At 56.4% G+C, this 13,381-nt stretch carries 20 protein-coding genes; 5 read left to right on the top strand and 15 right to left on the bottom strand.

Features of this window, described 5'->3' with window-relative positions; all coding sequences use genetic code 11:
* From G7020_RS23895 to G7020_RS16220, 3 genes are all read left to right on the top strand, one after another.
* A partial coding sequence (locus G7020_RS23895) for a hypothetical protein (RefSeq protein ID WP_219852727.1) occupies window positions 1–220 on the top strand: 220 nt, incomplete at its 5' end.
* A 70-nt stretch (window positions 221–290) separates the two neighbouring features.
* Window positions 291–650 carry a histone-like nucleoid-structuring protein, MvaT/MvaU family gene (locus G7020_RS16225; protein WP_023082872.1) on the top strand — a complete coding sequence of 120 codons (360 nt, stop codon included), beginning with the start codon at window positions 291–293 and terminating at the stop codon, window positions 648–650.
* 143 nt (window positions 651–793) lie between these two features.
* A complete protein-coding gene (locus G7020_RS16220) occupies window positions 794–1,279 on the top strand; it encodes a hypothetical protein (protein WP_023082871.1) in 486 nt (161 codons plus the stop codon).
* A gap of 49 nt (window positions 1,280–1,328) precedes the next feature.
* Here the strand turns inward: G7020_RS16220 and G7020_RS16215 are convergent, their stop codons facing one another.
* The 9 genes from G7020_RS16215 to G7020_RS16175 form a co-directional block, all read right to left on the bottom strand.
* On the bottom strand, window positions 1,329–2,585 hold the full coding sequence (locus G7020_RS16215; RefSeq protein WP_023082870.1) for a tyrosine-type recombinase/integrase: 1,257 nt from the start codon (window positions 2,583–2,585) through the stop codon (window positions 1,329–1,331).
* Window positions 2,566–2,991, bottom strand: a complete 426-nt coding sequence (locus G7020_RS16210) for a hypothetical protein (protein WP_078451031.1) — start codon at window positions 2,989–2,991, stop codon at window positions 2,566–2,568. Before G7020_RS16210 ends, G7020_RS16215 begins: the two co-directional genes overlap by 20 nt.
* A 371-nt stretch (window positions 2,992–3,362) precedes the next feature.
* Window positions 3,363–4,049: a GNAT family N-acetyltransferase gene (locus G7020_RS16205; protein ID WP_023082869.1), complete on the bottom strand. Its 687-nt coding sequence runs from the start codon at window positions 4,047–4,049 to the stop codon at window positions 3,363–3,365.
* Between the two features lie 25 nt (window positions 4,050–4,074).
* Entirely contained in the window at window positions 4,075–4,464 is a 390-nt protein-coding gene (locus G7020_RS16200) for a hypothetical protein (protein ID WP_033045047.1), read from the bottom strand.
* A gap of 144 nt (window positions 4,465–4,608) precedes the next feature.
* Window positions 4,609–5,457, bottom strand: a complete 849-nt coding sequence (locus tag G7020_RS16195; RefSeq protein WP_236080786.1) for an N-6 DNA methylase — start codon at window positions 5,455–5,457, stop codon at window positions 4,609–4,611.
* A gap of 330 nt (window positions 5,458–5,787) precedes the next feature.
* The gene (locus tag G7020_RS16190; protein WP_033045049.1) at window positions 5,788–6,063 is read right to left on the bottom strand and encodes a hypothetical protein; all 276 of its coding nucleotides are present in this window, start codon (window positions 6,061–6,063) and stop codon (window positions 5,788–5,790) included.
* Window positions 6,051–6,359 carry a hypothetical protein gene (locus G7020_RS16185; protein WP_033045050.1) on the bottom strand — a complete coding sequence of 103 codons (309 nt, stop codon included), beginning with the start codon at window positions 6,357–6,359 and terminating at the stop codon, window positions 6,051–6,053. The genes G7020_RS16190 and G7020_RS16185 overlap by 13 nt, the downstream gene beginning before the upstream one ends.
* Before the next feature lie 13 nt (window positions 6,360–6,372).
* Window positions 6,373–6,612, bottom strand: coding sequence for a hypothetical protein (locus tag G7020_RS16180; protein ID WP_033045051.1), 240 nt, complete (start codon window positions 6,610–6,612; stop codon window positions 6,373–6,375).
* 53 nt (window positions 6,613–6,665) lie between these two features.
* The gene (locus tag G7020_RS16175) at window positions 6,666–7,166 is read right to left on the bottom strand and encodes a hypothetical protein (RefSeq protein ID WP_033045052.1); all 501 of its coding nucleotides are present in this window, start codon (window positions 7,164–7,166) and stop codon (window positions 6,666–6,668) included.
* A gap of 122 nt (window positions 7,167–7,288) precedes the next feature.
* Here G7020_RS16175 and G7020_RS16170 point away from each other — a divergent pair, with 122 nt between their 5' ends.
* Window positions 7,289–8,008, top strand: coding sequence for a hypothetical protein (locus tag G7020_RS16170; protein WP_033045053.1), 720 nt, complete (start codon window positions 7,289–7,291; stop codon window positions 8,006–8,008).
* Between the two features lie 15 nt (window positions 8,009–8,023).
* Here G7020_RS16170 and G7020_RS16165 read toward each other — a convergent pair whose 3' ends face one another.
* The 6 genes from G7020_RS16165 to G7020_RS16140 form a co-directional block, all read right to left on the bottom strand.
* Window positions 8,024–8,470, bottom strand: a complete 447-nt coding sequence (locus G7020_RS16165) for a hypothetical protein (RefSeq protein WP_033045054.1) — start codon at window positions 8,468–8,470, stop codon at window positions 8,024–8,026.
* Window positions 8,467–8,724: a hypothetical protein gene (locus G7020_RS16160; RefSeq protein WP_161565790.1), complete on the bottom strand. Its 258-nt coding sequence runs from the start codon at window positions 8,722–8,724 to the stop codon at window positions 8,467–8,469. Before G7020_RS16160 ends, G7020_RS16165 begins: the two co-directional genes overlap by 4 nt.
* A gap of 115 nt (window positions 8,725–8,839) precedes the next feature.
* Window positions 8,840–9,193, bottom strand: a complete 354-nt coding sequence (locus G7020_RS16155; protein WP_033045057.1) for a hypothetical protein — start codon at window positions 9,191–9,193, stop codon at window positions 8,840–8,842.
* A 66-nt stretch (window positions 9,194–9,259) separates the two neighbouring features.
* A complete protein-coding gene (locus G7020_RS16150) occupies window positions 9,260–9,517 on the bottom strand; it encodes a hypothetical protein (protein ID WP_236080787.1) in 258 nt (85 codons plus the stop codon).
* A gap of 402 nt (window positions 9,518–9,919) precedes the next feature.
* Complete coding sequence (locus tag G7020_RS16145) at window positions 9,920–10,450, bottom strand: dual specificity protein phosphatase family protein (RefSeq protein ID WP_033045058.1); 531 nt, start codon at window positions 10,448–10,450, stop codon at window positions 9,920–9,922.
* A 108-nt stretch (window positions 10,451–10,558) separates the two neighbouring features.
* Window positions 10,559–11,440, bottom strand: a complete 882-nt coding sequence (locus tag G7020_RS16140; RefSeq protein WP_033045059.1) for a prohibitin family protein — start codon at window positions 11,438–11,440, stop codon at window positions 10,559–10,561.
* A 991-nt stretch (window positions 11,441–12,431) separates the two neighbouring features.
* Here G7020_RS16140 and sppA point away from each other — a divergent pair.
* Entirely contained in the window at window positions 12,432–13,367 is a 936-nt protein-coding gene (sppA, locus tag G7020_RS16135; RefSeq protein ID WP_050511654.1) for a signal peptide peptidase SppA, read from the top strand.
* Window positions 13,368–13,381: the final 14 nt, after the last annotated feature.

Raw genomic sequence — 13,381 nt, 5'->3', positions numbered from 1 at the left:
ATGCCACCCCTGCGTCGCTGCGCTCCGACTGCCCGGCCGGATGGCCGTGGAACAGGTGGCCAGATGGCCCTGGAATGCCTGGCCAGATGAGAGCGGACTGGGTGGCCGGATGGCGTGGAATCCGCAGAAACTCTTCGCCAACATTCAGTTTTATGCCTTCTGGCCTTCCGCCGGATTCCTTGCAGGCTATGCATTCCTTGCAACGGCAGGCATGATTTAACCAGCAGCCCTAGCAAGCCTGGCGCATCCCGTCACGGCTCAGGCCATGAAACCAAAACCAAGGAGACAAGATGTCCCTCATCACCGAGTACCGAGCCACAGAAGAAGCCATCAAGGAGCTTCAGGACCGACTGAAGAAGCTGAGCGGAAATGAAGCCCTTTTGAAGGAGATGGAGTTCGAGGAAAAGCTGCGATCCTTGATGTCTGAGTATGGCAAGAACCTGCGTGACATCATCGCGATTCTTGACCCGGACTATCGAAAGCAGGTTTCCCATCAGCCTGGCAAACCTCGTGCCCAACGAGCAGTCAAGATCTATCGGAACCCCAACACAGGTGAGATCGTTGAGACCAAGGGCGGCAACCAGAAGACGCTCAAGGAGTGGAAGCAACAGCATGGCGCTGATGTAGTCGAGACATGGCGAACCCAGTGAGCCGGCGCGTGCGCTGAGCTTCCAGAATACAAGGCCGGTGATCCCGGCCTTTTTTATGAGCTCGATTTGCCCACGGGAACTTGGGTTTTTCCAATTGAATGAGAACTTGAAATGGAGGTAAATAACTATCAACGGAGGATCAGATGGATAGCACTGAAAACGTCGATGAACGCCTGTTGGCCGCGGTTATGGATGAAGCCCAAACAGACTTCAGCATAGCCAGTATTGCAGTTGAGAAGATCCGTCAGGGAGCTGAAAGCATCGCCGCCGGCATGCACGGCCGCAACCATGTAAAGGCGTCATTCGAGCATTATGACGGTACACCGATGTCGCCTGAAGAAGCTTTGGCTCACCAGTGTGTTCATGCAGCAAGCATCGGAAAATCCCTCGGCCAGGAATTTCTTCTGAAGGCACCTGCTGCCCTCCTGGAGCAATTTTCCGCCGTTGCAGGGAACCGAAACGTTGCTGACAGTGGGGCAATGCTCACCGGCCTGCTGCATGGGTTCATGATTGCCTTTGCCACGAGGGAGACGGAGGATAGAGCGCTGAAGGCACTACTGGAGGTAGCTCGGATCTGCGACGAGGCAAACAATATTCGAGGCACCACCTTCGGCCAAGCCAGCGAATAAGCTGGCTGTTACTCGGGCGCTCCTAGCAGAGCGCCCATCATCTCCTCCGTCAGGCAGCCGGCTGGACCTTGGCCAGGTCAGACCCCGGATCAGGGGGCATCTCCGAAACTTCCGACACTCTACCCCTCACCTGGGTAGCATTGGCGGCAAGAAATCTACCCCAATCCTCCATCAGAGCGCGGCGTTTATCCAGCAAGTCACCTCGGTTATATGCTGCTTCGACCTTACTGTTGAGGGTGTGTGCGAGAGCCATCTCGCAAACCTCTCGCTGGTGATCGGTTTCTTCCGCGGCCCACGTCCGAAAAGTAGATCTGAACCCATGCGGTACCACTCCATCGACCTTGAGCTGATCGAGCACCCTTGCCATTGCGTTGCCGGGAATCGGGCCTGTGCGCCAGGAGTTGAGAAATATCCATTTGGCATGCTTTCCGACCTGCTGCCGTAGCACCTCGATCATTTGGTCAGTAAGTGGTACCCGGTGAGCCTTGCCCGCTTTCATGCGTTCTGCCGGGATCAACCAGATTTTCTCCTCCCAATCTATTTCTGCCCACTGGGCCCCACTCACCTCCTGGTTACGTGTTGCTGTCAGAATTGCGAACTCAACAGCACGAGCTGCTGCACCATCCAGCGAGTCGAGCCTGGCCAGCAGCTCGGCCGTTCGTGAAGGTGTCGGAGACGGGAAGGGGACTACCGTATGCGATTGCTTGGGCAAGAGCTTGTCGAGGTGACCGCGCCACCGTGCGGGGTTTTCGCCTTGCCGAAGCTTCAGTGCCTTGGCTGCATCGAGCACGAGCTCAATGCGATTCCGGATGCGGTTCGCAGTAACCGAGATCTTGCTCCAGATCGGCGTCAGCACATCCAGGATATCGTCCGTGTCGACCTCGGCTATCCGAAATCCGCCTATGACAGGGTAGACATGCTTCGTGAGGGAATTCTGCCATTGCTGGTGATGCTTCTTGGACCAGCTCGACGAATGCGTGCGTATGTACCTTTCTGCCGACGCCCGAAATGTGTGGCTCGTTGTGGCTCGCGATGCTTTGGCAGCTTTGGCCTTCGCGCGTTCAGCGGCTGGATCAACGCCGCGTGCGATATCGAGTCGGTACTTGTCAGCCTCCAGTCGTGCGTCTCTGAGGCTCAAGGCAGGAAACGTACCCAGGGCAAGATCGTGCCTTTGCTTCGCCAGCATATAGCGAAAGACCCAGCTCTTCCGCAGGGTAGCTGATACACGAAGAATCAACCCCCTTCCGTCCTGGTAGGAGCCGGGCTGGTCGACATCCTTGACGAACTTAGGGGTTAGTTTGCTCATGAGGTGCCCCCCCGGTCACCGGGCCGTTCCTTTCATCCGCCGGCACATCATCCTGAAAAGCGAGAGAAATGTTCTCCGGCCGAATGAGGTGAGGACACGCAAGCTCGTACCCACCATCTGAAACGAGGTGTAAACCTGAGCGATCGACGGCAAGAACGGAAATCGCTCCAGGCTCGTCATCGAGCGCTTCACCAAGCCAGTTACTGAGTGCGTCCTCTACTGCCAGCATCGACCCGAAGAAATAGACCATTTCCTTGGCCTCACCGAGTAGCGCGGAGCGAGGCCCAATCTGCGGCCGTAAGCCATCACGAAATATGGACTCGAGATGACGGGTTGGCGTGACGTGGTAAATCTCACCAGAAATCGGCTCGCTTTGAGCGTGCTCATTCGAATCATGGGTTTTCACTACGAATTCCTCGCGGCTCGTTGGTTCGCAGGCGCGCTGATACTGCGGTCGCGCCAGATCTCGCCGGAATGTAGGAGGATAAGGTATCCCCATACAAAACGGCTACAGGCCAGAATCTATAGGGCGATTGGGAAATCCCAAATGAGGTGTCCCACACCCTAGCCCACAGTCGCGCTCGAGCAGATTGACCCTACCAGGAACGCAGAAGTCCCAGCCCGGAGAAAACCCGCGTGCGATTACAGTAGGAGAGGTCGGAGAGATACGGACTGAGGAGGAGGAGGGGGCAACCAACCCGGCAAGTGACGTGAGTGTTCTGCCGGGTCGTTGCCTGAGCAACCTATGGGGATGGGTATGAGCCGGTAGCTGGTCGGTCAGTCGTCCGTTTGCGATGCCGCTGTTCTGCGTTGCTCAACGAAAGCCGCGACTTCCTTTGAGATGCGCTTTGTTTCCGCGTCATACTCATCATTGACAGCGACTGCTCGCTTCGGGCCTAGCTCGTTGATCAAGCGTTGTGCTTCTTGCGAAACAGCACGCTGATTGTTCAAGTAATTTGGATCGATGACATTCATATTGTACGAGTCCCCAATTCGCATAGCGACTTGAGCTCCTTGGGCCTCGCACATTACGAATCCGATCTTTTCATACGCTTCTACGAGTGTTGGAAAGCAGCTGAGTGCTATATCGGTGAAGCGTGGTTTCAGGCTGTCAATCATCGCAGTCATGACCCCCTGATTGCGATGTGCTGAATCAACGCAGATATAATTTATTCCACAAGCAGTTGCGGAGTCATTAGCTCGGCTCAGGGTCATGAAGCCTATAATTTTTGATGCGACATTTACAGCGATTACTACTTCAGAATTGATCTGAAGGCTAATTGCTGGATCAAGCTGAAGGGCGATATCAGTCAGCATCCAGGCGCGAACTACGCCGAACATAGGGTGATCAGCGCTGATCGGTCGGTTGACCAAATCTAGGCTATAGCGTTCAGCCATCCGCAGTATTTCTTCCTTCTGCGAATGACTAAGTGTTTTAAGGTTTTTGATTGCAACAACTTCCATGATTACTCCTTTGTGCTCGCTTCGATTATCTGCTTTCAACAATATGCCACTGACCGTCCCAGTTTCGGATTTTGCATTTAGCAGTCATCCCGCGCCCGGTGTGGATACCTTGAACAACTCCTTCACCATGCCCCGTGTTGGCAAAGTTCACACGCCCACAGTCCTTAAAGGCGACCTGATTCATGAATCCCCCCCTGCTCTGCACTGCGTCCTTCCCAGCTGCCGTATCAACCGCTCGCTGGCCGTTTGTGATGCGAATAGCTTGAATCACCGTCGAGCCGTCATCTGCTTTGCTGTAGCGCAGAGTGCGCTCGTTCTCGATAGCAGCGGTACCGGCTGCGGCCCCCGAATCTCGCGAAGAATCGCAGCCGACCAGCGAGAGGCCAACAAGGGCGTAGATGAACAATTTGCGCATAGATGAAGCTCCAGTGATTTGTCGCATAAGCATGCCAGCGCGGGAGAAAATGCCAACTCAAGTAGGTGCATTTACTGCCCTGGGCGGGAGGGGAGCGCTATATCTTCTGCCGGCGTGTCGGAGGTATGGCCCCAGCAGGCCTCATCAGAACAGTGCAATTTGCTGGCCGCGGTTTAGGTGTGGTGCGGGGAGCGGGGCCGGGTCCTGGTACAGGTTGGGCTTAGCATTTTCGGCTGGAGATTCGATGATCTCGCTGGCCACGGCCTGGCTGCGGTTGAGCCTGGCACTCCATAGGCCCAGAACGTGTGCCGGGGTGTACCACAGTTGCCGCTCTTCCAGCGCCAGCGTGTTACCGAGGATCAGAATTGCTGGAATGTGCAGAAGGCTGAGCTGAAGGTAGGTCATGTGAACTGCGCGGGAATCTACATCTTGCGCAGTCACATGCAGGCAGCGCTGGTAGTTGAAACCTTCATCTCGCAAGGCTTCGGCGATTGCGATCACCATAGCCCCCGCACCGCTTGCTGGTTCGTTGACCGTTATAAAGCCTCGCTCATCCAATCGTTTACGCAGATCTGCACCATCCCCAATGAGTTGCGAGGCCATGAGCTTGCAGATTGGATAGGGCGTGAAAAACTGCCCTCTTGCATTATTCCCCAACTCCAACTCGCCGAATACCTGGCCAAGCACATCGTCAGGCCCATATTCCATTGCCATGGTGAGTTCGGCGAGCATCTGGGGAAACCGATGAACCTCGCTCGGCTCATACTTCTTGATGATGCTCAGGTAGCGATTTTCACGCTCATTGCGCTGGGCCAGGTCCACGCTGTTGCTCATCGCTAGAGCTCCCATTTCGCAGAAGTCGGCGAACACATCCCACAAGTGATGGCGGTGGCTGTTTGCGTTGAGCAGGCGAATGAGGTTTTTGCGGTGTTCTGCCGGGCTCGAGGCCTCAGTCTTTGCGTTTGCGACTCTTGATTTAGCCATGGTGCTCATCAGGTGCTATCGGGAAGGTTCCAACGAACCTAACCCGTGGTGATGAGAACCCAAGAAGTCAGTCGATCACGACCTCTCTCGCTGAATCCCAGTCGTTGGGGGAAGCATCTCCAGTGGCGAAGGCAAATCGCATACCCACGGTCGGCCTGCCTTTCTTCATGAGGTATGCCGCAGCGCCTGCGCACATCGACTCGTGCCCGAGGGATCATAGTTCCCATCATCGTCCCAGTTGCCACCCCGGCTTGAATGCACGGTCTTCAGAAACGGGCAGTTCGCACATGGTTTTTTCAGTCGGAAGTGCTGCTTGATCGGATTCACTGAACCGCTTCCTTAGCGCGAAACATCAATGGCGAAAACCTCGACTGGATCTGCCCCAAAGTGCGGATGAACGATCGTCGTCAAACGATAGCCCTTCCAGGGCAACACAAGTCTTCGTGCGTCGTCTCCGCGCTTCGGATAGCCACGTGTCAGCTCTATCTGGTCGAAGCTCTGCCCCTCCAAACGCCGACGCCAATAGGGTGTGGCAGCCCGAAACTCTTCCGGTTTCACGCCAGCCTTGATCGCGTCGAAATACTCGCCTTTGAGTGGCAGCGTCAGGGTTCGCATGGAGCGGGTTCCTTTCGGTTCGTTACGGACACAGGGTCAGGCGCTGGGTAGGTCACATTAGTAACCGGCGCAGCGCGGTCGTGCAGTTTCCGCACCGGGCGGCCGTGCGCGGCGTCGGCATAACCCAGGCGGGCGATACGCTGCGCGCGGTAGACCAGGGGCATGCCTGACCAGCGGCGGCCGGCTTCGTAGCGCTTGCGGCCGGCCATATAGGGCACGTCAATATGCAGTGAATCGAGGCCCGCCGACTCGGCACACAGGCGGGCAATGTAGCGGTCTAGCAGGTCGGCACGCATGGGGCGAGTTCCCTCAGTAGCGGGCTGGATTGCCTTTGTACTGCCAGCGCTCGATCAGCGCCGCAGTCCATTCAGGCCCCAGGCGGGCAAGTGCTTCGGCGATAGTGTCATTGCTCTGGTTCAGCAGCTCGGCGCTGTTCGCGGCCAGTGCGACATAGAGGTATTCGCCACGACTCAGGGCACCAACACAGTCAAGGTCGCCCTTGGCCACGCGCAGCGCCAAGGCGTCGAGATAATCCAGTTGATCGGCCATTTGGTCATTCTCCTTCTGTGGTTGGGTGTCGCCATCGGTTGGGTTTGGGGTGGCTATTCAGAACGATCGCGTTCAATCCAAAGCTGATCCTGGCGGAACACGATGTAACTGTCCCGAGCCTCGGGCACTACCTTTCTAAACTGCGCATCTGTCATGTCGTCGAGCCGGCTGAGGTCGCCACTAGCGCTTAGCCGCTCAATCACCTCGGTGGTGAGCCCTTCGTAGCGGTTGAGATAGACGATTGCATCCATCCCCGCGCGTTTCGCGCTCGCGATTATGGATTTCCAGTTACCGCCGCGATCTTTGCTTCGGCGAATATTCTTCGCCTTCAGATAGGCTCGGATGACACGGGAACCCTTGCCAGCACGCATGGAGGCCTGTTCTGAGGTACCAAAATGAAGCCCACCGTCGACCGTTTTGGACGGATCAAGGGTGTCGAACTCCCCATTGGTTCGATGTTCCAGCAGCAAAGGAAAACCCGAGGAGTCAACCACCACGGAAGGGCTGAGCCATTTTTTGAAGTCATCCTCAGCCGAATCTAGCCCGCTGCGCATAGGTTTTCCTGTTGGAGAGCTACTAAGATGTATGGATTATCCCACTTGCCAGGCACAACCCAAGCACCTGGCCTGAAGCAGGATTGAACGCCACTGGCTGTCCGGACGAGCGAAGAGTGAAAATGGGAAAAGATAAAATTCACTGGAGAATCAGCGCGGAGGATGTCCTGGCCGTTCTGGAGTATTACAACGCCGCTAGCCTGAAAGCCCAACAAACGGCGCTTTCTGGCACGGCGACCCAGCTTGAGAAATTGTTGGGAGGGCCACTGCATAAGCTCCTCGAGCCGGAGGAGGCTAACGCCATCCGAAAGGCCGGGGAGATCGTCCGCTCGATCAATATTCGTGTTGAGCACGCCAAAGAGATCAAGCGCCGGGAGGAGAAGCAGAGGGAGGCTCGGCTTAAAGCTCGCAAGGCCCTGATTGACGCCGAAATTAGGGCTGCAATCCCGAGGCCCCAGGCAACAGCGGAGAACGTAATACGGATCACAACGCTGGCAATGGCACTTCATCAGGAGAAATTCATCCTGGATTTCTATGATGTACCAACCGTGATCAGGCAGTTCCAGGAGCGGCTACAGCGAGCGCTCAAGGAAAAGGCACTGGGTGGCTACATGGATTACGTTCATACAGACATCGTGCGCGGATTATCTGAAACCCTCGACTATCGGCAGAGTGGGAACCCCAGGGCGGACATTGCGGCCGCACTTAGCTTGTGTGAAAGCTGGAAGCCAAGATACCGGCCGACGCAGGAATTCCTAGATTTTGTCCATCACCAAATAGCCATTGAGCACTCGACCAACGTAGAGAGATTGCCGGTCAAGAAGAAGCCAGCCGGCAGGTAGCCACAATAAACCATCTCACAGCAATTCAGGCTGTGCCCGAAGGCGGGCCATAATTCGACTGTTCATGGCCTGCCGGTCTGCCGCCATTCTGGCCTCTCTGGCGGCACCTACGCCGTTGAACTGGTTGACGACATAGATCAGATACAGCGGGTCGCTCGGGCCGACCCAGGCGTTCCAAGCTGCGCGGCATTTGGCTCGTGTCTCTGCATTCAGTGCGAAGTATGCAGCTCGTGCTTTACGCCACACGGCAGCATGGTTCTGACGCATACGATCGGTAACTTTGCCCTCGTGAAGGTCGCGCAGGCGCTTTTCTTCTTCCCAGCTGTGCTGGATCTCGCGAATCTGATCGCCGAAGAGTGGCAGTGACTCAGCTTCCCGCGCCTGCTTGCGCTCAAAAGCCTTCTTCATTCGCTCTGTGACAGTGCGTTTTTCCTGACGAAGCAGGTACTTCTTGAATCTCATGACCGACACTCCAGCGCCCGGCGGGTAAGAGCGGCCAGCAGCAATCCCAGAGCGCACCAGGTGGCCAACATGAGCAAGCCGAGGAGGGCGATGCCAGCGGTGCCAAAAAGCCCGCCAAAAAGCAGCAGGAAGGCCTGAGGCGCGGCTGCGAATACCCCAGACCAGATCAGCGTGGCATTGGCCACCCCGGCTAGGAACATGAGCCATGCAAGGTATTCCGGCAAATAGCTCGACTTGAATGTATGGGACGGCATGAGGCAACTCCATGTTGTCAAAGGGGAGATGCCATCAGGCTATTTCCATTCCGCAATATCCCAAGCCAACAAAAAGCCCGGCGAACCGGGCTGTGATTGCTATGGGTGCTGGTCCTTAAAATGCAAGCTCTTGCTGGCGGTCTGCGTAGCCGCACCAACGGGCGAAGCATTCAGGATTTCCCACCTCCATCTCTATGTTTCCGGCATAGCCGTGGGTGCGCGCGTCACGGATCAGCTCGGCGATAACTTCGGGACTGTCTCCCATCTCGAAGCAGGTATCAAAAGTACGCTCGCCCAGTCCTTCAAACCCACGATCCCACAACTGGTAGCTGGTGATCTCATGTACGAGATTGTGGCGGTAAGCCAGCTGTACAAAGCGCACACGAGCTTTGAAGCCCGAAGCGGTTGAAAGGCCTACCTTGTCGCGTAGACCAAACAGTTCGTTGATGGTGGCGGTGGTGTAAGACATAAGGCGATCCGAGTTTTCCAGGAGATGCCATCAGGCTACGGCATGAGCTGGGAATCCCAACCAGACTCAACGAGCCTCGGGAGGGCTGATGCCAAACGGCGGCATGATCAGGATTTCGTAGACAGAAGGGAGCAGGGGATCAATTTGCACCCTGATGCCGGTGTATTGGGCTGAAGGCCTCCCATCCAGAGGAAAAACGCCGTGGGGAATTTCAGGATCGGAGCCGAGCCACATCCTGGCGCGGTAGTCGATCCGGAAAAGCCCAACCTCGATCCAGTAGTGGGGAGAAACGGCCCGGCCAGCAACAAGCAGTTGGCCAAGCATGCCTTGGTAGGGAATTCCTGCCCGAGCCAACCTGGTAGCAACCAGCCTGCACATCCCATCGCACTCGACAGGTGCGCTATCCAAGGCTTCTAAGAGCCCATCCAGGACTGCGGCGGTGATTCGGCGGTCAGTCATAGTCCTTTGCCTTGAGGAATGTTGATCGTTCGCGAAGATGGCCAGAGTACGTTGGCTGGGGAGAATCCCAATGGCTGGTTGAGCGACAGCGCGTTGCTCAAAGAAAAGCCCGCCTAGGGCAAGCCTGGCGGGCTTCGGAAATAAAATGAGCAGCTTCAGCGACACCACAGACGAGACAGGTGAGGGGGGGAGTGCCTTGGGAGCGTAGCTTCTACCATGAAGCTGCCCAGCGGCTAATTTACCATGATCTCTACCGTCGCTGTTCGCTCACGAGAACATCGATTTGATTGCCGAGAGAAGGCTTCGCTTTGGCGCTTCTGGTTCTACTGGAGTGCTTGCCGCACGGTAGGCTGCCATCAGGTGAACATCGTTGGCCAGCATCCGGTAGACGCACTGGTTTGCGTCTGGGGTCGGCTTATGCAGTTGGTAGCCATAATGTTTGCTGATATACAAAGCAACCGCGGCACTGCGGGATCGGCCGGCTTGGCAATTGACAGCGATATTTTCCCCTCGATCTGTAATTTCCCGGATGCGCTCCCGCAGCACGTCAGCCTTACCGCTGAGCAAGTAATCGACGTAGTTCCGCTCAAAATCTGGCCCATATATCTCGATGACTTCTTCGTCAAAGCCAGCGTCAATGAAGTGGTGGTAGCTCACGCTCTTCCAGCGTGCCTCGTCGATGCGGGCCTGGTCTTCAAGACCATCAGATATCGATATCAGGTGCCAGTCGGGGCCTTGCGAGTATGCTTCAGCGTCACTGCGCGATAAGAAGGTGCAGCTGGGTATGGTTCGGTGCATTTGTTTCTCCGTTTCCACCGGCATGACTACTGGATTGGTAGATCCCTTTTACAATGACAAAGCCCGCGAGCTTGTCAGGGCTGCGGGCTTCTAATGTGGGAAGATGGATTACTTCTTGGCGTCGATGAACGGCAGGGTTCCGCCTGGAAGTACAGTGGTAGGCAGCACGCCGTTCCAGCGCTCGGCTTTGGTCAGTTCGACCAGGCCGGGGTTGCTGCCCAGGGCGCGAGCGCGGGCGTCGATGGCTTTTGCTTCCGCTTCGCCGCGCAGCTGAATGCTTTCCGCTTCGGCACGTGCGGCGGCCAGTGCAGAATCCGCGGTAGCCTGGGCCTGGGTGACGACAATCCGCGCCTGGATCTGCTCAGTGGCCAGTTGCTGCTCGCGAGTCTTCACGGCAACCTCAGCGCGCATGCGCTCTTCGATCGACTTCTCGTAGGCGTCACTGAAGTCGATGTTCTCGACCTGCACACTGTCGATCACCACCGGCCCACTGACTGCGCTCTTGATTGCAGAGGCGATATCGGCAACCAGCTTGCCGCGTTGCTGTACGGCATTGACGGCGGTGTATTGACCGAAGACGTTTTCCACCTGTGTTGGGACATGGCGGCTGATTGCTCTTGTCAGCAGGCCGTCCAGATCGGCGTAGCCCTTGTAGACCTCCGCGACCTCGCCTGCCGGCACGTGCCAGCTGACCGAGACCGACAACGTTGCAGCCTGTTGGTCACGGCTGTATGCCTGCAAACCGTCCCACTTGGTGGCGTTGTTCTGTATCGAGATCGCTTTGGCGCTATCGATGAAGGGGATTTTCCAATGCAGCCCTGGATCTGCCACCTCCATGAAGGCACCGTTGCGCAGGACCACTGCGCGTTCTTTCTCGTCGACGGTATAAAACGAGCCAAGCAGCAGACCCATACCTATAACGGCCACAACGGCAATCGAGCCGAGAGCCAAGGGAGATTTGGACGAGGATGAGAAATTGTTGAATTGCATACTGATGATCCTTGTTGGTTGGTCGGCGATTAGTTTGTTAGGTATTGGCTGAGGAAGGTCTCGATTTCAGACGGTTTTTTCGCCTGAAAGCGGGCTGCGCTGTTTGCGGTTGTGCGGTGTTTTTCTCCTCGGTTTCAGTCGAGGTTGCATTGGCCACGTTATAGGCCGACTTGAAAAACCCAAGTCACCTCAATGCGGCCGGCTACTAAGCTGATTGAGTCGTGGGGCCGGCAGCGCAAGGAAAAGCGAGAACAAAAAAGGCGACACAGCCGGTCGCCTGATTTCTATGGGCCTCCTTTTAGAGGCTCTTCAACACACCCCAGTGAACTGGACGGCGATCTGCCTTTTCCAGTGCCTCCGCTGCTACCGAGGCTTGCTCGTGCGAACTCCACACGCTGTCGGAGCAACGCTCAACTCCGTGCTCCTGGTCTCGGAAAATCAGGTCAAAGGTCGGTGCCTCGTACTGGTCAGAGATATCCCGCACTACAAAGCGCTCGTGCTCGAGGTGATGTGTCACGGCGGATGCGGCGCTCACAGGCACGATCCTGCTTTCAGGGGAGCTGAGGATGGAGACCCCGAGGGGACTCCCAGCTGCTCCGCCGAATCACTCTCTGGGGGCCAGATCGACGCCGAACCGTCGCGCTCTGGTTGGGAGATGGACGTTTCGATGTTGCAGCGACCGATCTCAATTCCAAGCTCATTGCTGGCCTGTTGGGAGAGAACTTGCAAAGCATCCTCAACCGCTAGTTCGAGCTTGGCCTTCAGCCGAGAAAGCGCTTGTGGTGAGCCAGTAACTCCAATAGCCAGGCTGAGGGTAAGTCCAGCATGATGCCGAGCCTGGGGCGTGACGACCTGCATAAATGGTTCTCCGTATAGGTTGATCTGCCTCCTTCTCTCACGATCGTTGAGAATCCCAAGAGCCAACCGCCTGTTCAGGATCGCCTCTCCCCAGTGTTTAATAGCCGGGAATCAATCTTTTAACGGAAATCCCATGGATCAAAGCCTTGAAGTCTTGGAGCGAACGCTGCAAGCAAGCATCAAAGAGCAGCGTGCAGCACGTCGCTGGAAGAACTTTTTCCGGCTCGCGACCCTTGGGGTAGTCGTGACTGCTTTTGTGGTCGGCGGAAGGGCAGACCTCGATGGCGTCGGCACCGATGTGCCGGTAACAGCGAAAATCAAGGTGAGGGGAGTGATTGCGGATGGGGAGGAAGCGAGCGCTGAGAACCTGAAGCGTAGCCTCGGCAAGGCCTTTGAAAATGAGAATACGAAAGCTGTGATTTTGGAGATCAACAGCCCAGGCGGAAGTCCCGTGCAAGCAGGCCATGTTTACGATGAAGTTCGTCGCTTGCGTGCACTGCATCCAGACACGAAGGTTTATGCCGTCATCACAGATCTGGGAGCCTCCGGCGGTTATTACATCGCCAGCGCAGCCGACGAGATATTTGCGGACAAGGCCAGTTTGGTCGGATCGATCGGTGTAACCGCGGCGAGCTTTGGTTACGTCGAACTCATGCAAAAGCTTGGGGTCGAGCGCCGCTCCTATACGTCCGGCGAACACAAGGCCTTCCTCGATCAATTCCAGCCTCAAAACCAAGAGGAGACGAAGTTCTGGGAAGGGGTGCTCAAAACAACCCACAATCAATTCATTCGCTCGGTTGAGGCTGGGCGGGGAGAGCGTTTGAAAGCGAAGGAGAATCCCGACCTATACTCGGGGCTGATATGGACTGGCGAGCAAGCGGTGGAATTGGGGCTGGTGGATCGCCTGGGTGATTCCGACTACGTGGCTCGCGAAGTCGTAGGTGTGAGCAAGATCGTTGACTTCACCCGCAAACAGAATCCCCTGGATCGCTTTGCCAGCAAGATCGGCGCTTCGGTTGCCGAACACCTCTCATTGCGGCTTGGGTTCGACGGCCTGAGCTTGCGCTAAAGCCCAGCAGGTAC

This window comes from Stutzerimonas stutzeri, from assembly GCF_013522825.1.
In the GTDB taxonomy this organism is placed as follows: domain Bacteria; phylum Pseudomonadota; class Gammaproteobacteria; order Pseudomonadales; family Pseudomonadaceae; genus Stutzerimonas; species Stutzerimonas stutzeri_AK.
Note: the sequence above shows the minus strand (reverse complement) of the source record. Positions and strands in the feature narration are given on the sequence as shown.